The sequence below is a fragment of the Streptomyces cucumeris genome, from assembly GCF_024295805.1.
GTDB lineage: Bacteria > Actinomycetota > Actinomycetes > Streptomycetales > Streptomycetaceae > Streptomyces > Streptomyces cucumeris.
Genome location: NZ_JANCLX010000001.1, coordinates 393,638 through 411,577, shown reverse-complemented (window position 1 = coordinate 411,577; position 17,940 = coordinate 393,638). Strand labels below are relative to the sequence as shown.

18 protein-coding genes are annotated in these 17,940 nt (G+C 72.5%); 9 read left to right on the top strand and 9 right to left on the bottom strand.

The window, feature by feature from the left end; translation table 11 throughout:
* Positions 1-113: 113 nt before the first annotated feature.
* Genes NMK44_RS01940 through uraD form a run of 4 tightly spaced genes read right to left on the bottom strand, consistent with a single transcriptional unit; the run spans position 114 to position 3,229 of the window.
* Positions 114-1,484, bottom strand: a complete 1,371-nt coding sequence (locus NMK44_RS01940) for an 8-oxoguanine deaminase (RefSeq protein ID WP_254737463.1) — start codon at positions 1,482-1,484, stop codon at positions 114-116.
* Between the two features lie 10 nt (positions 1,485-1,494).
* On the bottom strand, positions 1,495-2,376 hold the full coding sequence (gene pucL, locus NMK44_RS01935) for a factor-independent urate hydroxylase (RefSeq protein WP_254737461.1): 882 nt from the start codon (positions 2,374-2,376) through the stop codon (positions 1,495-1,497).
* Positions 2,377-2,381: 5 nt separating this feature from the next.
* Complete coding sequence (gene uraH, locus NMK44_RS01930; protein ID WP_254737459.1) at positions 2,382-2,717, bottom strand: hydroxyisourate hydrolase; 336 nt, start codon at positions 2,715-2,717, stop codon at positions 2,382-2,384.
* Positions 2,717-3,229, bottom strand: coding sequence for a 2-oxo-4-hydroxy-4-carboxy-5-ureidoimidazoline decarboxylase (gene uraD / locus NMK44_RS01925; protein WP_254737457.1), 513 nt, complete (start codon positions 3,227-3,229; stop codon positions 2,717-2,719). Before uraD ends, uraH begins: the two co-directional genes overlap by 1 nt.
* Positions 3,230-3,364: 135 nt before the next feature.
* Between uraD and NMK44_RS01920 the strand changes: the two genes are divergently transcribed.
* Positions 3,365-3,802, top strand: coding sequence for a hydrolase (locus tag NMK44_RS01920; protein WP_254737834.1), 438 nt, complete (start codon positions 3,365-3,367; stop codon positions 3,800-3,802).
* On the opposite strand, the gene NMK44_RS01915 is transcribed toward NMK44_RS01920, so the two are convergent.
* Positions 3,768-4,148, bottom strand: a complete 381-nt coding sequence (locus NMK44_RS01915; RefSeq protein WP_254737455.1) for a helix-turn-helix domain-containing protein — start codon at positions 4,146-4,148, stop codon at positions 3,768-3,770. The genes NMK44_RS01920 and NMK44_RS01915 overlap by 35 nt on opposite strands.
* Positions 4,145-4,414, bottom strand: a complete 270-nt coding sequence (locus tag NMK44_RS01910) for a YkoF family thiamine-binding protein (protein ID WP_254737453.1) — start codon at positions 4,412-4,414, stop codon at positions 4,145-4,147. Before NMK44_RS01910 ends, NMK44_RS01915 begins: the two co-directional genes overlap by 4 nt.
* 135 nt (positions 4,415-4,549) lie before the next feature.
* Here NMK44_RS01910 and NMK44_RS01905 point away from each other — a divergent pair, with 135 nt between their 5' ends.
* From NMK44_RS01905 to NMK44_RS01885, 5 genes are all read left to right on the top strand, one after another.
* Positions 4,550-5,404 (top strand): TIM barrel protein, encoded by an 855-nt coding sequence (locus NMK44_RS01905; protein ID WP_254737452.1) that lies wholly within the window; start codon positions 4,550-4,552, stop codon positions 5,402-5,404.
* A 38-nt stretch (positions 5,405-5,442) separates the two neighbouring features.
* Entirely contained in the window at positions 5,443-6,351 is a 909-nt protein-coding gene (locus NMK44_RS01900; RefSeq protein ID WP_308358082.1) for a 2-hydroxy-3-oxopropionate reductase, read from the top strand.
* A 397-nt stretch (positions 6,352-6,748) separates the two neighbouring features.
* Entirely contained in the window at positions 6,749-7,462 is a 714-nt protein-coding gene (locus NMK44_RS01895; protein WP_254737450.1) for a hypothetical protein, read from the top strand.
* Positions 7,463-7,467: 5 nt separating this feature from the next.
* Positions 7,468-8,361 carry an alpha/beta fold hydrolase gene (locus tag NMK44_RS01890; protein WP_254737448.1) on the top strand — a complete coding sequence of 298 codons (894 nt, stop codon included), beginning with the start codon at positions 7,468-7,470 and terminating at the stop codon, positions 8,359-8,361.
* A 208-nt stretch (positions 8,362-8,569) separates the two neighbouring features.
* The gene (locus NMK44_RS01885; protein ID WP_254737446.1) at positions 8,570-9,259 is read left to right on the top strand and encodes a neutral zinc metallopeptidase; all 690 of its coding nucleotides are present in this window, start codon (positions 8,570-8,572) and stop codon (positions 9,257-9,259) included.
* A 22-nt stretch (positions 9,260-9,281) separates the two neighbouring features.
* On the opposite strand, the gene NMK44_RS01880 is transcribed toward NMK44_RS01885, so the two are convergent.
* Together NMK44_RS01880 and NMK44_RS01875 are read right to left on the bottom strand one after the other, a co-directional pair.
* On the bottom strand, positions 9,282-10,958 hold the full coding sequence (locus NMK44_RS01880; protein ID WP_254737444.1) for an AMP-binding protein: 1,677 nt from the start codon (positions 10,956-10,958) through the stop codon (positions 9,282-9,284).
* Positions 10,959-11,002: 44 nt separating this feature from the next.
* The gene (locus NMK44_RS01875; protein ID WP_254737442.1) at positions 11,003-12,703 is read right to left on the bottom strand and encodes an AMP-binding protein; all 1,701 of its coding nucleotides are present in this window, start codon (positions 12,701-12,703) and stop codon (positions 11,003-11,005) included.
* A 148-nt stretch (positions 12,704-12,851) separates the two neighbouring features.
* Between NMK44_RS01875 and NMK44_RS01870 the strand changes: the two genes are divergently transcribed.
* The 3 genes from NMK44_RS01870 (at position 12,852) to NMK44_RS01860 (ending at position 16,628) form a co-directional block, all read left to right on the top strand.
* Positions 12,852-13,655 (top strand): LuxR C-terminal-related transcriptional regulator, encoded by an 804-nt coding sequence (locus NMK44_RS01870; RefSeq protein WP_254737830.1) that lies wholly within the window; start codon positions 12,852-12,854, stop codon positions 13,653-13,655.
* A gap of 305 nt (positions 13,656-13,960) precedes the next feature.
* Positions 13,961-15,157 carry a magnesium and cobalt transport protein CorA gene (locus NMK44_RS01865; protein WP_254737440.1) on the top strand — a complete coding sequence of 399 codons (1,197 nt, stop codon included), beginning with the start codon at positions 13,961-13,963 and terminating at the stop codon, positions 15,155-15,157.
* A gap of 106 nt (positions 15,158-15,263) precedes the next feature.
* The gene (locus NMK44_RS01860) at positions 15,264-16,628 is read left to right on the top strand and encodes a pyridoxal phosphate-dependent decarboxylase family protein (protein ID WP_254737438.1); all 1,365 of its coding nucleotides are present in this window, start codon (positions 15,264-15,266) and stop codon (positions 16,626-16,628) included.
* 30 nt (positions 16,629-16,658) lie between these two features.
* Here NMK44_RS01860 and NMK44_RS01855 read toward each other — a convergent pair whose 3' ends face one another.
* Positions 16,659-17,795, bottom strand: coding sequence for a winged helix DNA-binding domain-containing protein (locus NMK44_RS01855; RefSeq protein WP_254737436.1), 1,137 nt, complete (start codon positions 17,793-17,795; stop codon positions 16,659-16,661).
* Positions 17,796-17,940: the final 145 nt, after the last annotated feature.

Sequence of the window (17,940 nt, the reverse complement as noted above, 5' to 3'; positions counted from 1 at the left end):
GCGGCCGCGGGCCGTAAGCCCCCGGTCGCCGGGTGCGGTCGCCGCCACGGGCCCGGTGCACTGACCGGACCCGCGTCCGGCCGGGAGCCGTCCCTCCCGGCCGGAGCCCTGGGTCACCCGTCGGCCGCGATACGGGCCAGCCGGTGTGCCTCGTCGCGCGCGGTGCGCGCGATCTCGTCCTCGTCGACGGTGAGCAACCGCCCGTCCGCCACCACCGGTTCACCGTTCACCAGCGACAGGGTCACCGGGGCCGCCGCGCCGAGGACGAGGGCGGCGACCGGGTCGGCGATGGTGGAGTGGCCGATGCCGTCCAGCTTCCACAGCACCAGGTCGGCCAGCTTGCCCGGCTCCAGCGATCCGATCTGGTCCTGGCGCCCCAGCACCCGCGCACCGCCGTGGGTGCCCAGACGCAGTGCCTGGCGTACCGTCAGCGCCTTCTCGCGGTGGCTGCCGAGCCGGTTGACCAGCAGCGCGTTGCGCAGCTCGGTGTGCAGCTCACCGGACTCGTTGGAGGCGGTGCCGTCCACGCCGAGACCGACCGGCACCCGTGCCGCGAGCAGATCCGGCACCCGTGCGATACCCGCGGCGAGCCGGGCGTTGGACGAGGGGCAGTGGGCCACTCCGGTACCGGTCCGGGCGAAGGCGGCGATGTCGGCGTCGTTCATATGGACGCAGTGCGCCATCCACACGTCCTCGCCCAGCCAGCCGGTGGACTCGAAGTAGTCGGTCGGCCCCATCCCGAACAGCTCGTGGCAGAACTTCTCCTCCTCCACCGTCTCCGAGCCGTGGGTGTGCAGCCGCACCCCCTTGCGGCGGGCCAGGGCCGCGCCCTCGCGGAGCAGTTCGGTGGAGACCGAGAAGGGTGAGCAGGGCGCGACCGCGATCTGGAGCATCGAGTCGAACCCGCCGTCGTGGTGGGTGTCGATCGCCTCCTCGGTGGCGGTCAGCGCGCCCTCGGTGCTCTCCACCGCGAAGTCCGGCGGCAGTCCGCCGTCGGAGGCCCCGCGGTCCATGGAGCCGCGCGCGGCGGTGAACCGCACCCCCAGCTCACGCGCCGCGCGGATCTCGGCGCCGAGCAGATCGCCGGTGCCGCGCGGGAAGACGTAGTGGTGGTCCATGGCGGTGGTGACACCACCGCGCGCCATCATCGCCAGGGAGCCGCGGGCCGCCGCGTGGACCATCTCCTCGTCGATCCGCGCCCAGGTCGGATAGAGGGCGACCAGCCAGTCGAAGAGGTTGCAGTCCTGCGCAAGGCCCCGGGTGAGCCACTGGTAGAAGTGGTGATGGGTGTTGACCAGGCCCGGGGTGGCCAGATGGCCGGTGCCGTCGATCCGGCGGACCACGTCCGGCAGGTCCCGGGGCGCGGGCCCGGCGCCGACCGACTCGATGCGGTTGCCCGCGACCACCAGGTGCCCGGAGGCGTACTCGGTGTCCGCGGCGTCCACGGTGGCGACGGCGCAGTTCTCGATGACGATGCGGTTCATGCGGCGCCCTTCAGTCGGTGGGGATCCGGGGCGTGGCACCGTCACGCAGCACGGTGGCCTCGATCAGGCCGTAGGGCCGGTCGGCGGCGAAGTACACCTCGTTGTCGTTCTTGAGGCCGAAGGGCTCCAGATCCACCAGGAAGTGGTGCTTGTTGGGGAGGGAGAGCCGTATCTCGTCGATGTCCGGCCGGTGTTCGATGACCCGGGCGCCCATCTGGTAGAGCGTCTGCTGGAGCGAGAGCGAATAGGTCTCGGCGAACGCGGTCAGCAGATGGCCGCGGGTCTCGGCGTAGGCCCGCTCCCAGTCCGGCGCCGGTGCCGCGTCATCGCTCCAGCCCGAGCGCCAGCGGGCGTGCACCTCGGTGGCGAGGATACGGTCGCGGGCCTCGGGCAGGGTGGTGTACTTGTCCCTGACGTAGCCCCAGAACTCGGAGTCGGTGGAGTTCAGGACGGTGAGGTCCTTGAGCCCGGAGAGCACCTCCCAGCGCTCGCCGTCGTAAGAGACCTGGGCGGTGCGGGTCTCCCGGCCGGAGCGGACGAAGGAGTGCCGGGCCTCGCCGGAGGTCTCGATCCGGTCCCAGGAGTACTCCTCGATCCGGATGCGGGCGGCGTGGATCGGCTCCTGGCTGGTGACGAAGTGGCGGGCCAGGTGGATGCCGAACTGTTCGGCCGAGGTGATCCCGTGTTCCTTGGCGAAGGCGTACACGGTGTTCTTGGTGGTGTCGGTGGGCAGCACGTTGGCGTTGCTGCCGGAGAGGTGGACCTCGTCCATGTCGCCGGAGAGCGCCACCGAGACGTTCAGGTCCTTGATGTGGTGGACGGCGCCGTCGCGCACGACGCGGACGACGCGGCATTCGGCTTTGCCGTACTGGTTCTGGCCGAGCTCGGGCATCGGGCTTAGCTCCCTCGGTATACGGAGTAGCCGAACGGGGTGAGCAGCAGCGGTACGTGGTAGTGCTCACCCGGCTCGACGGCGAAGACGACCGCCACTTCGGGGAAGAAGGCATGGGGCAGATACGGCCCGGTGGCGAAGCGCAGCCGTACCTCGGTGGTGCCCCCGGGGAGGGCGGGCAGGTCCTTGCAGCGGCCGTCGGCGTCGGTGGCGGAGGTGGCGTGCGGGGTCCAGTCCGCACCGCCCCCGGCCCGGACGGCCAGCTCCACGTCCACCCCCGCGGCCGGGCGGCCGACGCTGGTGTCCAGGATGTGGGTGGATACGGAGGTGGCGTTCGCCATCAGCGCTCTCCTTCCGCGGCGGCCTCCATGAGGCGGATGAGCCGGATGCGATTGATCTTGCCCAGCTCGGTGCGGACGATCTCGCGCTCGGTGTCCGCGTCGTTGCCGATCCGCTCGCGCAGGGCGGCGAGCATCTCCTCGCCGCCGCGTCCGGTGGCGCAGATCAGGAAGACATGGCCGTGGCGCTCCTGGTACTCCAGGTTCGATTCCAGCAGTTCCGCGCGGAGCTCGTCGCGGACCCCGCTCTGCTCGCGGGCCGAGGTGGCGTCGCCCGGGGCGGGTCTGCCGATGGGCGGGTGTCCGGCCATCGCCTCGGCGAGATCCCCGGCGGTCAGCTCTGCCATGGCCGCGTCGGAGGCGGCGAGCAGCTCCTCGACGGTGGCGTAGGGCCGCCCCGAGGCCACCGCCCCGGCCCAGGTCCGGGCGGTGCACACCTCGTGCAGCAGCCCGGCGGCATCGCGCTCGGCCACGGAGTTGAACCGGGTCAGACCCGGCGGTGCGCTGGTAGTCACATCGGCAAGCTAGGAGCCCCCCGTGGCAATCGTCAACACTTTGTTGAAAACTTTCGGTGGCATGATCGGCCGCACGGGTGACCGGAGCGACAGGGGGAGACCGCGGTGACGAACGGACCGCACGAGGAGCCGGCCATGGTCACGGGGCTGCCCGGGTCACTGCCCGCCGCGCTGTGGTCGGTGCCCTACGCGGGTGCGCGCCACCCCGGGTCCGCGGCCGTCAGGGAGCGGCCAGGACTCGCCGCAGGAGCCAACTGCCAGCTCTTCGCCTACGCGGTACTGCGCCACTTCGGGCTGCGGCCCCCGGCGCTGCGGTCGAGCGAGCTGTGGGACGACGCAGAGTCCACCGTGCGGGTGACCACCCCGCGCCCGCTGGACCTGCTGCTCTTCAACGCCACCGACGACGCCTTCGGCGCACATCTGGGCGTCTGGGCGGGCCCGGAGGCGATCCTGCACCTGTGCGCCGAGGTGGGGCGGCCGACCGTATGGACCCCGGCTGCCTTCGCGGCACGCCCCCGCTACCGGACCCTGGTCGGGATCAAGCGGATGGCGGCGCGCCCTTCTCGCGGTTGAGGTAGTTGTAGACGGTGAAGCGGCTGACCCCGAGCGCGCTCGCCACCGTCTCCACGCCGTGCCGCACCGAGAAGGCCCCGCGCTGCTCCAGGAGCCGGACCACCGACTGCTTGGTCCTGCGGTCCAGGTCGGCGAGCGGAACACCGTGGCGGCGCTGGAGGTCGGCCAGGATGTGGTCGAGCGAATCGGACAGATGCGGCAGCCGGACGGCCACCACCGCACGGCCCTCCCAGGAGAGCACCACATCGTCGCCGCGCGCCCCCTCCGGGGCGACCATCTCGCCACCCATGGCGTCCACCAGCGGTTTGACGGCCGAGACGAACGGGTGGTCATCGGGCACGCTCAACGCTCGCCCTCCTGGCCCGCACCGGCCTCACCGATCACATTGACCTGGAGCGAGACCCGGGTGGCACCCGCCTCCAGGGACTTGCGCAGCAGTTGGTCCACGGCGCTCAGCACGGCATCCGCCCGCCCCTCGGCCGTGTTGCCGAACGGACCGACGTCCACCGCGTCCAGCGCGGCGGACTGCACGGTCTCGCGGGCCACCACGGCGTGCGGCGGTACCTCGTCGAGGTCGAACGGCTCGGTCGTGAACTCCACCCTCAATCTCACGCCGCCAACCTACTGCGCCCCGGGCGGCTCGGGCAGCCCCTCTTGACAGTCCCGCGACCATCGCCCCATGCTTCCGTAATCCAGAAAGCAACTTCCGCTATACGGAATCTTTGAAACGGAAGGAGCCGAGGGCCCATGGACCGCACGGCCGGGCGCTTCGCGCGCTTCGACGTCAATCTCTCGATCCTCTTCACCGAGCTCCCCCTCCTGCAGCGCCCGGCGGCCGCGGCCGCCGCGGGCTTCGGCGCGGTCGAGCTGTGGTGGCCGTGGCCCCGGGACCCGACGCCCGGCCGGGCCGAACTCGACGCGCTGCGCGGCGCGCTGGAGAGCGCCGGGACCCAGCTCGTGGGGCTCAACTTCTACGCCGGTGAACTGCCCGGCCCCGACCGGGGTGCGCTGTCCGTCCCCGGTGAGGAGTCCGAACGCTTCCGCGCCAACGTCGAGGTCGCCGCCGATTTCGCCGCGTCCGTCGGATGCACCGCGCTCAACGCGCTGTACGGCAACCGGATCGAGGGCGCGGCCCCCGAGGACGAGGACGCCCAGGACGCCCTGGCGCTGGAGAACCTGACACTGGCCGCCCGCGCCGCCGACCGAGTGGGCGCGACGCTGCTGATCGAGGCCCTGGGCGCCGCGGAGTCCCCGCACTACCCGCTGGTGAGCGCGCCCGCCGCGGTCGAGGTGGTGGAGCGGGTCAACGAGGCCACCGGGCTGGACAACGCCGCGTTCCTGATGGACCTGTACCACCTGGCCCGGAACGGCGAGGACCTGCCGCTGGTCATCGAGACCTACGCGGACCGCACCGGCCATGTGCAGATCGCGGACGTCCCGGGCCGTGGCGCGCCCGGTACCGGCGCACTCGACATCCCCGGTCTCCTCGACCGGCTGCGCACCGCCGGTTACGACGGCTGGGTCGGGCTGGAGTACAAGCCCGGCGGGCCGAGCGCCGCGTCCTTCGACTGGCTGACCCGGGACCCGGCCGACCGCCGCTGAGCCGACCCCTGACCGAACGACACCAGAAAGGCCGGACCGTGAGCGAATCCCTTCCCACCATCGCCTGGATCGGACTCGGCATCATGGGCTCGCCCATGTCCGAGAACCTGATCAAGGCGGGCTACGACGTCACCGGGTTCACCCTCGAACAGGAGAAGCTGGACCGTCTCGCCGCCGCCGGGGGCACCCCCGCCGCCTCCGTCGCCGAGGCCGTCCGGAACGCGGATGTGGTGATCACCATGGTGCCCGCCTCGCCCCAGGTCGAGGCCGTCGTCCTCGGCGAGGACGGAGTGCTGGCCCATGCCCGGCCCGGCAGTCTGCTGATCGACATGTCCTCCATCACCCCGCAGACCTCACGGGCCGTGGCGAAGGCCGCCGCCGAGGGCGGCAAGGGCGTCCGGGTGCTGGACGCACCGGTCTCCGGCGGTGAGGCCGGGGCGGTGGAGGCCGTGCTGTCCATCATGGCCGGCGGCGAGCCGGAGGACTTCGAACGGGCCCGGCCGGTCTTCGCGGCGCTGGGGAAGACCGTGGTCCTGTGCGGTCCGCACGGTTCCGGACAGACCGTGAAGGCCGCCAACCAGCTGATCGTGGCGGCCAACATCCAGGCGTGCGCCGAGGCCGTGGTGTTCCTGGAGAAGTCCGGGGTCGACCTCGGGGCCGCGCTCGACGTCCTGGCGGGCGGGCTCGCCGGATCCACCGTCCTCGAGCGCAAGAAGGAGAACTTCCTCCGCCGCGACTTCGCCCCCGGCTTCCGGATCGATCTGCACCACAAGGACATGGGCATCGTCACCGCGGCGGCCCGTGACGTCGGCGCCGCGCTGCCGGTCGGCGCCGTGGTGGCCCAGCTCGTCGGCGCGCTGCGCGCCCAGGGAGACGGCGGCCTCGACCACTCCGCCCTGCTGCGCGGGGTCGAACGGCTCTCGGGGGCGGTGGCCACCGGCCGCTGACCGCCCCGCGCCCCGAACCCCCGGGCGGCGGTGACCGGCAGATTCCCAGTCGCGCCCGCCGGTGCCGCCGCCCGGGCAGGGCGTGTTTCGAAAGTCCCGCCTGCCCCGCGACGCCTGGCACGCACGCTCGCTGCGTTGTCGGGATCGTCCGAGTAGGCCCGCTACAAGGACGACCCTCCGCCTTGCGATCGCACGCTCCCCCGGCTACCGCCGGGAGGTGCCCCCTGACGCCGCGGGGCCCGCCCTCCGGGCGGACGGCGCTACTTTCGAAACACGCCCTAACACGCCTTCCCCGTCAGCCGGGAAGAAACCCCCAACTCCCCGCACCGGCCGACCGCTTCATGGAGCATGGGCACGACCGCCCCGTCCGTCCCCATGGATCTCCCGGAGCCCCGAGATGACCGACAGCGTGCCGGTGCGCTGCCCCGCGTGCCGTCGCGAGCAGTCCTTCACCCCGCCGACCTTCCCCTGTTCCTGCGGTGCGCCGCTCACCCTTCCCGTGCTGCGCGACGGGGCGCCCGAGGAGATCGGCCATCGCACCTGGCAGGACATCTGGGTGGTCGTCGACTGTCCGTCGTGCGGCCGCCAGGGCCACTGGCCACAGCCGGAGTTCGGCTGCGGCTGCGGGGTGCTGCTGCGGGTCCCGGTCACTCCCCCGGCCCCCGTCGCGCCCCAGCGGCCCGGCCCCGCGACGGCCTCCCCGCCGTCCCGTCCGGCGGTGGCCCGCCCGGCCTTCCGGCCGGTGACGATCCGCACCGCCGGGGACGCGGTCACCGCCGCCGCCCAGTATCTGAGGTGGCTCGGCTTCACCGACCCGCGCCGGCCGGAGGACCCGGACGCCGGGGTGGACCTCTGCGGCACGGGCCTGGTCGCCCGGATCGATCCCTCCACCCGCCCCGCGGGGCTGCGGGGGGTCGAATGCCTGTGGCTGCACGGACTCCAGCGGTCGGCCCTGGGCGTGTTCTTCTCGCTGGCCGGTTACGCCCGGGAGGCGCGGGCGCGCGGCGACGCGCTGTGCGTCCCGCTGTTCGTCATGGATCTGACCGGCACTCCACAGCCGGTGAACGACCCGGCGGACGCGCTGATCCGGACGGGGCCGCCGGACGGCTGAACGACATGGAGCTGGCCGTCCGCGACCACGGCGGCAGCGGCCCCACGCTGCTGCTGCTCCACGGCGTCGGCCGTACGCTCGCCGACTGGTCGGGCGCCGCGGCCCGACTGGCCGCGGACCACCGCGTCATCGCGATGGACCTGCGCGCCCACGGCCACTCCTCGGCGGGCTCCGGTCCATGGGCGGTCCCCGCCGTGCTCGACGACATCGGGGCCGTGCTGGATGCCTTCGGCATCCCGGACGCGCTGCCGGTGGGCCATTCGCTCGGCGGCATGCTGGCCGTCCTGTACGCCGATGCCCGCCCCCGTACCCCCGGCGCGGTCAACCTCGACGGCTTCGGGCAGGGGCGGCCCGGGATGTACACCGGTCTGGACCCGGAGACCGTGCGCGAACGGCTGGCGCGCGCCCATGACGTCAGCCGGGCGGGCGCGGGCCGGACCTTTCCGCCCGAGGGGCTGGACGCGGTCCGTGCCTACGAGAGCGCCATGGCGGAGCAGTTGGGGTTCGCGCCCGGGCTGCTGGCGGAAGGGCGGCGGCGCGCACTGGCCGGGACCGCCGACGGGCGGCTGGTGCTGCGTCCCGAGCGGGAGCGTGCCCTGGAGATGCTCGACGCCATGGACGAGCTGGACCTGTTCGCCGTCTACCGCCGGACGACCCGTCCGCTGCTGGTGGTGCGCGCCGGACGGCTGGCGGATCAGGGTGACCAACTGGCCTGGTACGACGAGCTGATGGCGGCCTACGTCAAGGGGCTGGACCGGGAGCTCACGGCGCTCGCCGCCGAACGGCCCCTCCTCACGGTCCGCGGGCTCGACGCCACCCACGCGATGCTGCTGGAGCGGCCGGACGCGGTGGCGGCGGCCATCCGCGACTTCGTGCAGCGCCTGGGCTTGCGCTCATGACCGGTGAACGCTTCCGTTGAGACAGCCACCCTCCACCGTTCACTGGCTCACCCGTCCCATCCGCACGACCGGCCGGAGGCGAACGATGGCTGCTCCGTGGTACCTCAGATTATCCGCCGCCCTTCTCACCACCATGACCCTGCTGCTCACCACCGGATGCGGGGGCGACACCCCGTCGCCGCGTCCCTCCGGCAATTCCCCCGGACCCATGACGACCACCCCGGGCGCTACGTCGGGCGGCACCCCGGCCACGACTCCGGCCGGTACCCCGCCCGGCACCTCCCCGGGGCCGGTGGGCCAGAGCTCTGCGAGCGGCGGCGGGGGCGGCTCGGAGACCGTGGAGGGCGACATCCAGGCCGCGGTGTCGGTCACCACCGCCTACTGGTCCACCCACTGGTCCGAGTTCTTCACCGGCGCCTACGGCCCCCCGCGGGTGCAGGGCGCGTACGACGGCGCCGCGCCGGACGTCCCCGCCTGCGGCTCCGAACCGCTGCCGGACGACAACGCGGTCTACTGCCCCGCCGGGGACTTCATAGCGTGGGACATGGACCTGATGCGCTGGGGCCACCAGCGGGGCGACGCCTGGGTGTACCTGGTCATCGCCCATGAGTGGGGGCACGCCGTCCAGAACCGGCTGGACGCGGGCCTGGTCGACATGGCCCGTGAGCTCCAGGCCGACTGTCTGGCCGGGGCGGTGCTGTTCGGCGCCGCCCGCGACAAGACCCTCACCTTCGAGGACGGCGACACCGAGGAACTGGCCGACGCCCTGACCGCGCTCGCGGACAAGACGCCCTGGACCAACACCTCCGACCACGGTGACGCCACCCAGCGGGTGTCGGCCTTCAACCGGGGCGCGGAGACCGGTGTGAAGGGGTGTCTGCCCACCGCAGGGCAGTGACCGCCGCGGCCGGCGCCGCCGTTCAGCGCGGCGCCGGCTGGGCCTCCGGAAGCGGATCGAGCTCACGGGCGCCGGTCTCGCGCAGCTCCACCTTGCGGACCTTGCCGCTGACCGTCATCGGGAAGGCGTCCATCAGCCGCAGATAGCGGGGCACCTTGTAGTGGGCGAGCCGTCCCCGGCAGAAGTGGGCGAGTTCATCGCGGGTGAGATCCTCGGCGCCGTCCGTCAGGATGACGCAGGCCATGATCTCCTCGCCGTACTTCTCGTCGGGCACCCCCACGACCTGTACATCGGCGATCTTGGGGTGGGTGTACAGGAACTCCTCGATCTCCCGGGGGTACACGTTCTCCCCGCCCCGGATGATCATGTCCTTGATCCGGCCGACGATCTGGACGTAGCCGTCCTCACCCATCACCGCGAGGTCGCCGGTGTGCATCCAGCGCGCGCTGTCGATCGCCTCGGCGGTCAGATCCGGCTCCTGCCAGTAGCCGAGCATCACCGAGTAGCCGCGGGTGCACAGCTCCCCCCGGGTGCCGCGGGGAACGGTCACCCCGGTGGTGGGGTCGACCACCTTCACCTCGACATGCGGCATCACCCGGCCGACGGTGCCGGTACGGCGCTCCAGGTCGTCATCGCGCCGGGTCTGGGTGGACACCGGTGAGGTCTCGGTCATGCCGTAGCAGATGGACACCTCGGCCATATGCATCTCGGAGACCACCCGCCGCATCACCTCCACCGGACAGGGCGAGCCCGCCATGATCCCGGTGCGCAGCGAGGAGAGGTCGAAGGTGCCGAAGTCGGGAAGGTTCAGCTCCGCGATGAACATCGTGGGCACGCCGTACAGCGAGGTGCAGCGCTCCCGCTCGACGGCCGAGAGGGTGGCCGCGGGGTCGAAGGCCGGGGCGGGGATGACGATGCAGGCGCCGTGGCTGGTGGCGCCCAGGTTGCCCATGACCATGCCGAAGCAGTGGTAGAAGGGGACCGGCAGACAGACCCGGTCCAGATGGGTGTAGCCGACCATCTCCCCCACGAAGTAGCCGTTGTTGAGGATGTTGTGGTGGGAGAGGGTGGCGCCCTTGGGGAAGCCGGTGGTGCCCGAGGTGTACTGGATGTTGACCGGGTCGTCGCAGGAGAGCCCGGCCTCCCGCTCGGCCAGCTCCGAGGGCGGCACCTCGGCGCCCGAGCCCACCAGAGCGTCCCAGGTGGGGTCATCGATGTAGACCACATCCCGCAGGGCGGGGCAGTCGGTGCGCACCTGCTCGACCATGCGGCGGTAGTCGCTGGTCTTGTGCTCGGTGGAGGAGACCAGGACGGAGATCCCGGCCTGCCGCAGGACGTAGCGCAGTTCATGGACCCGGTAGGCCGGGTTGATGTTCACCATGATGGCGCCGATGCGGGCGGTGGCGTACTGCACCAGGACCCATTCGGGGCAGTTGATGGCCCAGATGCCGACCCGGTCGCCCTTGCCCACGCCCCTGGCCATCAGCCCGAGCGCGACCGCCTCGACGGCCCGGCCGAACTCGGCGTAGGTCCAGCGGCGGCCGGAGGGGATGTCCACCAGCGCGTCGCGGCCGCCGAACCGCTCGACGATACGGGCCAGGTTGGCGCCGATGGTGTCGCCCAGCAGCGGCACCTCACCCGTACCGCTGGCGTACGACAGGGCGGGCGGGGCCGGTGGGCCGGACGGCGGGGCGGTCATGGGGTCTCCTCGTCGGGACGTGTGGGGGAGGCGGTCATGAGGGCTCAGCCCTCTTCGTGGAACTCGGTGCCGTCACCGCGCGCGGTGGCCTCGCGCAGCTCGATGCGGCGGATCTTGCCGGAGACGGTCTTGGGCAGCTCGGCGAACTCCAGGCGGCGGACCCGCTTGTAGGGGGCCAGCACCGCGCGGGAGTGGGCGAACAGCGCCTTGGCGGTGTCGGGTCCTGGCTCCCAGCCCTCGGCCAGCACGATGTACGCCTTGGGCACGGCCAGCCGGATGGGATCCGGCGCGGGCACCACGGCGGCCTCGGCCACCGCCTCGTGCTCCAGCAGCGCGCTCTCCAGCTCGAACGGGGAGATCTTGTAGTCGGACGCCTTGAACACATCATCGGCGCGGCCGATGTAGGTGATGTAGCCGTCGGCGTCGCGCGCGCCGATGTCACCGGTGCGGTAGTACCCGTCCGCGGTGGCCTCGGCGGTGCGCTCCTCGTCGCCCTCGTACCCCGTCATCAGACCGACCGGACGGCCGCCGGGCCCGGTGAGGTCCAGACAGATCTCGCCCTCGTCGGCGGGCCGTCCGCTGACCGGGTCCAGCAGGACGACCGAGAAACCGGGGGTGGGCCGTCCCATCGAACCGGTCTTCAGCGGCTGGCCGGGGGTGTTGGCCACCTGGACGGCGGTCTCGGTCTGGCCGAAGCCGTCCCGGATGGTGACCCCCCAGTCCCGCCGGACGTGCTCGATCACCTCGGGGTTGAGCGGCTCGCCCGCGGCCACCGCCTCGCGCGGGGGGTTGCGCAGCTGGGTGAGATCGGCCTGGATCAGCATCCGCCAGACCGTGGGCGGTGCGCAGAACGTGGTGACGGCACAGCGGTCCATCTCCTCCATCAGCCGGGTGGCGTCGAACCTCTTGTAGTTGTGGATGAAGACCGTCGCCTCGGCGTTCCACGGAGCGAAGAGGTTGGACCAGGCGTGCTTGGCCCAGCCCGGGGAGGAGATGTTGAGGTGGACGTCGCCCGGCCGCAGCCCGATCCAGTACATCGTCGCCAGATGGCCGATCGGGTACGAGACATGGGTGTGCGCGACGAGTTTGGGGCGGGCGGTGGTCCCGGAGGTGAAGTACAGCATCAGCGGGTCGTCGGCGAGGGTCGGCCCGTCGGGCACGAACGGCTCGTCCGGCGCCTCGTCCCCCGTGATCTCGGCCGTCCCGGCGTCCTCGTAGGCGAGCCAGCCCTCGCGCAGTCCGCCGACCGAGATCCGGGTGTAGTCGCCCGGCACCTCGTCGAACTTGTCCGTGTCCCCGGCCCGGACGATCACATGCCGGGCCCGGCCGCGCTCGATGCGGTCGACCAGGTCGACCGGGCCCAGCAGCGGGGTGGCCGGGATGACGACGGCGCGCAGCTTCATCGCCGCGAGCGCGGTCTCCCACAGCTCGCGCTGGTTGCCGAGCATCACCACGACGCGGTCGCCCGCCTCGACCCCGAGGTCGCGCAGCCAGCCCGCCGCCCGGTCCGAGCGGCGGCGCATCACCTCGAAGCTCACTCGGGTCTCGGTGCGGTCTTCCTCGACGATGTGCAGAGCGGTGCGGTCGTTTCCCTCGGCGATGCGGTCGAACCAGTCGAGCGCCCAGTTGAAGCGTTCCGGGCGCGGCCAGGCGAATCCCCGGTACGCCGCCGCGTAGTCCTCCCGGTGGTCGAGCAGGAAGTCCCGTGCCCCGCGGAAGTCGCGAGACGGACTGTTTGCTGTCACATGTCCTCCTGATTGCCGTACCGCTCGCTAGCATCGTGCGACGGGTGATCTGAGTCTCACCACCCCCGGACGGGGGTGGCGGTATTTCGGGGAGGTGGCCGTGGCGGATTCGGACCGGACCGTCGACGTACGGACATCGCTGCTGCGGATGCGGCGGAGCGGTGGATTGCCCGTGGCGTTCGGCGGACTGTTCGCGGGCTCACGGCAGTTCCGCATCTCCGAACTCACCGGCACCACCACCTCCGCCCTGCGCGGACTCGCCATCACCGCCGGGAACGGCCTGGGCGGCAAGGTGCTCACCATGTCCCGGCCGATCTCGGTGGCCGACTACCCCGCCTCGCGGGTGATCAGCCATGAGTACGACGCGGCGGTGGGCGCCGAGGGGCTGCGCTCGATGCTCGCGGTACCGGTGGTGGTGCGCGGCCGGATCCGCGGGGTGCTCTACGGCGCGCTGCGCCAGCCGCTGGTGCTCGGCGACCGCGCGCTGAGCGCCGCGGTGGGGGCGGCGCGCGAACTGGAGCAGTCGCTCGCGGTGCGGGACGAGGCGGAGCGGCTGATGGACGTGGCCCAGCGGCCCGTACCGGAGGCGGAGCCGGATCCGGCGCGGTGGGAGGAGGTGCGCGAGGCCCATGTCGATCTGCGGGCCCTGGCACAGCGGGTGCCCGATCCACAGCTGCGCCAGGAGATCCTCCGGGCCTGCGGACGCCTGGCCCGCGCCTCCACGGGCGGCGACCGGACGCCACCGGCCCGCGCACGGGTGGAGCTGTCACCGCGCGAGGTGGACGTCCTGGCGTGCGTGGCGTCCGGCGCCACCAATTCCGCGGCGGCGGAGCGGCTGGGGGTGCGGCCGGAGACGGTGAAGAGCTATCTGCGCTCCTCGATGCGCAAACTGGGAGCGCACACCCGCCTCCACGCAGTGGTCGAAGCCCGCCGCGCGGGCCTCCTCCCGTAGGCCGTGCCCGCACCGTCCCACCGGGCCCATGCCGCGGGGCCAGGGGGTGGCGGCCGCGCGCGGAGTCGCGCGGGTGCATCGTCCACGAGCCCGGGAGCCCGGGGAGGGATATCCTGCACTGTGGTCAGTGCTCTGCGCCCGCGTGCCCGCGACGAGGAGGTGAGGTCCGCGATGCACGGTGAACCTCCCAGTCGTACGCCGCGCGGCGCCACCCCGGCCCGGCTGTTCTGACCGGTCCGGTGGCGGTGCCCGGCGGTGTGCCCGACACCCCGCTCCCGCGCCCGCTCCCCCGTAAAGGACCCGCCATGTCCGAGCGCTCCTCCCGCACCCCGCGGCCCCCGAGGCGATACCCGTGGCTGCGCCCCACCGCCGCCCGCGAGACGGACTCCGCCGCGCGCTCCTCCCCCGGCCCCCACCACCCCGGTCCGCCGCGCGGCGAACCGGTCCCGGCGGCCTCCGGCGGCGCGCCCGCCGAGGACGAGCGGAGCGTGGTGGACGCCGCGGTCTACCGCGGGGGCCGCCGCGTCGGCTCGCCCACCACCCTGGCCGCCACCTACCGGCGGCTGCGCGAGCAGCCGGGCGCGATGGCGTGGATCGGGCTGTACCGGCCGTCGGAGGCGGAGCTGCTGTCGCTGGCCGAGGAGTTCGACCTGCACAAACTGGCCATCGAGGACGCGATGGAGGCGCATCAGCGCCCCAAGCTGGAGCGCTACGGCGAAACCCTCTTCGTGGTGCTGCGCGCCGCGCGCTACCTGGACGCGCCGGAGGAGGTCGACTTCGGCGAGCTGCACATCTTCGTGGGCCCGGACTTCGTGATCACCGTCCGGCACGGCGCCGCCCCGGACCTGTCCGCGGTGCGCACCCGGATGGAGTCGACACCCGAGCTGCTGGCGCTGGGCCCGGAGGCGGTGCTGTACGCGATCCTGGACGCGGTGGTGGACGGCTACGCCCCGGTCGTCGCGGGCGTGCAGAACGACATCGACGAGATCGAGACCGAGGTGTTCCGGGGCGACCCCGAGGTGTCCCGCCGGATCTATGAACTCTCCCGCGAGATGGTCGAGTTCCAGCGCGCCACCCGCCCCCTGGTGGGGATGTTGCGCGGGCTGATGGCCGGGTTCGACAAGTACGGCACGGACGAGGAGCTCCAGCGCTACCTGCGGGACGTCGCCGACCATGTCACCCACACCAGCGAGCGGGTGGACGGCTTCCGCTCGGCGCTCACCGACATCCTGGCGGTCAACGCCACCCTGGTGACCCAGCAGCAGAACGCCGAGATGCGGGCGCTCGCCGAGGCCGGGTTCGAGCAGAACGAGGAGGTCAAGAAGATCTCCGCGTGGGCGGCCATCCTCTTCGCGCCGACCCTGGTGGGCACGATCTACGGGATGAACTTCGACCACATGCCGGAGCTGCACTGGGCGCTGGGCTACCCGTTCGCGGTGCTGCTGATGGCGGCGGTGTGCGTCAGCCTCTACGTGATCTTCAAACGCCGCGACTGGCTCTGAGCGCGCCGGGCCCCGGCACCGGCGGCATGGTTGCCAGCCGACCCGGCGGGAACATACGTTTGACTCCAAACATCCCCATCGTGCGCGAGGGAAGGCCGGACACCGAATGGACCTGGGACACTGGCTCGGCCGGGCCGTGGAGGCGAACCGCGAGTGGGCGCAGGGGTACGGCCCCTTCCCCTCACATCCGTCGCTGGAGATCGACGACGACCGGTTCGCCGAGGTGTTCGGCACCTTCACCGAGCGGCTGAAGGAGAACTACCCCTTCTTCCACCCCCGCTACGCGGGGCAGATGCTCAAACCCCCGCACCCCGCCGCCATGGTCGGCTACCTCACCGCCATGCAGATCAACCCCAACAACCACGCGCTGGACGGCGGACCGGCCACCGCGCGGATGGAGCGGGAGGTGGTGGAGCAGCTCGCCGCGATGTTCGGCTATGGGACCCATCTGGGCCACCTCACCACCAGCGGCACCGTGGCCAATCTGGAGGCGCTGTTCGTCGCCCGGGAGCTGCACCCCGACCGGGGTGTCGCCTACAGCGCCGAGGCGCACTACACCCACGGGCGGATGTGCGGGGTGCTGGGTGTCGAGGGGCATGCCGTGCCCACCGACGGCCGGGGCCGGATCGACCTCGACGCACTGGAGGAGCTGCTGGCCACGGGCCGGGTGGGCACCGTCGTGCTCACCGCGGGCACCACCGGCCTCGGCGCGATCGACCCCATCGACGAGGCGCTGGCGCTGCGCGAGCGCTACGGCGTACGGATCCATGTGGACGCCGCCTACGGCGGGTTCTTCACCCTGCTGGCCGGGGCGGAGGGTACGGCGGGGCTGGCGGAGGCGCCCTGGCGGGCGATCGCGCGATGCGACTCGATCGTCGTCGATCCGCACAAGCACGGGCTCCAGCCCTACGGCTGCGGGGCGGTGCTGTTCGCCGATCCGGAGGTCGGCCGGTTCTATCTGCATGACTCCCCGTACACCTATTTCACCTCCGAGGAACTCCACCTCGGTGAGATCAGCCTGGAGTGCTCACGCGCCGGGGCCTCGGCCGCCGCGCTCTGGCTCACCTTCCAGTTGCTGCCGCCCACCCCGGAGGGTCTCGGGCAGGTGCTGGCGGCCGGCCGGCGGGCCGCGCTCACCTGGGCGGAGCTGATCGAGGGCTCGGAGCTGCTGGACCTGTACCAGCCGCCGGAGCTGGACATCGTCAGCTACTTCCCGGTGACCGACCCGCCCGCGCTCTCCGCGATCGACCGCGCCTCGGCCCGGATCCTCCAGGACGGAATGACCGGCGAGGCCCCCGTCTTCCTCTCCACGCTCCGGGCCGACGCCCAGGCGTTCACGGGCCGCCACCCCAAGCTGGCCGCCGACGCCGAGGGGGCGCGGATCCTGCGCAGCGTGCTGATGAAGCCGGAGTCCGAGGACTATGTGCCCCAACTGCACGCGCAGGTCGAGGAGCTGGCACGGCGGGGATGACGCGCCCACCAGGCCGAGGGGCCCCGGGGCTCAGGGCGCCGGGGGCCCGATCCGCACCGCACGGACGGCGGCCGAGGGGTCGGAGGCGGTGAGCAACCGGGCGCCCTGGGCCTCCAGCGCCTCGCCGTCGTCGGCGGACAGCGGGACGAACGGGGAGACCGTGAGGGTGGCCGAGGCGCGGTCGCCCTTGCCGGTCCGTTCGATCCCCCAGATCCCGCCGACGAAGCCGTCCACCAGGATCGTGCCGCGCACCACGCCGTTGACCCCCATCACCCGCGTCCGGTAGGCGTCGTCCAGCACCCGGGCGCGGTCGGCGTGCGAGAGCAGCAGATTGTCGAAGTCGGCCACCAGCCGCGCCGGAACCGGTGTCGCGGGATCCGGCAGCGGCGCACCGGGGACGTCGTACAGTTCGCGCCCGCCCTCGTCGCGGAAGGTCCGCAGACCCGGCCGCAGCCGGTCCACCACCTCGCGCAGCCCGGTCAGCCCGCACCACTTCTGGACGTCGGCCACGGTCGCGGGCCCGAACGCCGCGAGATAGCGCAGCACCACGGCCTCCAGGGCGGCGGCCGGGGACCCGCTCTCCATCGGCCGTCCGAGCCAGTCCTCCACGGTGGCGTAGCGGGGGCCGCCGCCGCGGCTCCACAGCCCGCGCGGTGGCACCTGGACCAGCGGCGCCCACAGCCGCAGCGCGTTCACCAGCGCGCCGGGGTCCACCTCCGGCCAGCGCGCGCCCAGCTCCCGGCGCAGCTCGGCGGGGCCCAGGGCCGCACGGCCCAGCAGCTCCCGCCCCACCGCCACCACCTCGTCCCGCTCCACCCCGCTCACCGCGCGGGCGAAGGCGTTCTGCCGGAACGTCCGGTCCAGCATCGGCTGCACCAGCGGGCGCAGGAGCAGCGCGTCCGCCGCGCTCACCAGGTGCACGGTGCCACGCATCAGCACCATCCGGGTCACCTGACGCTCGGTCATCAGCGTTTCCAGCTCGCCGAAGGAGAAGCCGTCGAGCCGGGTCCACAGCCCCAGGTACGGCGCGCCCGGCGCCTGTGACTGCATACCGACCAGCCACTCGATGGTCTCGAGAGGCGAGCGGGACGCCGAGGGGTTCAGCAGCAGTTGCCGCTCCAGCAGCGCCCGGTTGAGCGCGCGGGGACCGAGCACGGGGTTCGTCATACCCCGCACGGTACGGACCCTTGCGGACAGCCGCTGTCCTCCACCCCCACCACTTCTGACGCTCCCTCCCAACGTGCAGCTTTTCGGGGTGACTTGTGCTTCGATGCCGACCACACGTGCCGAACGCACGGGTAACACGGGCGAG

Coding starts and splice junctions, on each gene's coding strand:
- NMK44_RS01940 (WP_254737463.1), bottom strand. CDS start 1,484: ATGAACCGCATCGTCATCGAGAACTGCGCCGTCGCCACCGTGGACGCC.
- pucL (WP_254737461.1), bottom strand. CDS start 2,376: ATGCCCGAGCTCGGCCAGAACCAGTACGGCAAAGCCGAATGCCGCGTC.
- uraH (WP_254737459.1), bottom strand. CDS start 2,717: ATGGCGAACGCCACCTCCGTATCCACCCACATCCTGGACACCAGCGTC.
- NMK44_RS01920 (WP_254737834.1), top strand. CDS start 3,365: ATGGTCACGGGGCTGCCCGGGTCACTGCCCGCCGCGCTGTGGTCGGTG.
- NMK44_RS01905 (WP_254737452.1), top strand. CDS start 4,550: ATGGACCGCACGGCCGGGCGCTTCGCGCGCTTCGACGTCAATCTCTCG.
- NMK44_RS01895 (WP_254737450.1), top strand. CDS start 6,749: ATGACCGACAGCGTGCCGGTGCGCTGCCCCGCGTGCCGTCGCGAGCAG.
- NMK44_RS01890 (WP_254737448.1), top strand. CDS start 7,468: ATGGAGCTGGCCGTCCGCGACCACGGCGGCAGCGGCCCCACGCTGCTG.
- NMK44_RS01885 (WP_254737446.1), top strand. CDS start 8,570: ATGACGACCACCCCGGGCGCTACGTCGGGCGGCACCCCGGCCACGACT.
- NMK44_RS01880 (WP_254737444.1), bottom strand. CDS start 10,958: ATGACCGCCCCGCCGTCCGGCCCACCGGCCCCGCCCGCCCTGTCGTAC.
- NMK44_RS01870 (WP_254737830.1), top strand. CDS start 12,852: ATGCGGCGGAGCGGTGGATTGCCCGTGGCGTTCGGCGGACTGTTCGCG.
- NMK44_RS01865 (WP_254737440.1), top strand. CDS start 13,961: ATGTCCGAGCGCTCCTCCCGCACCCCGCGGCCCCCGAGGCGATACCCG.
- NMK44_RS01860 (WP_254737438.1), top strand. CDS start 15,264: ATGGACCTGGGACACTGGCTCGGCCGGGCCGTGGAGGCGAACCGCGAG.
- NMK44_RS01855 (WP_254737436.1), bottom strand. CDS start 17,795: ATGACGAACCCCGTGCTCGGTCCCCGCGCGCTCAACCGGGCGCTGCTG.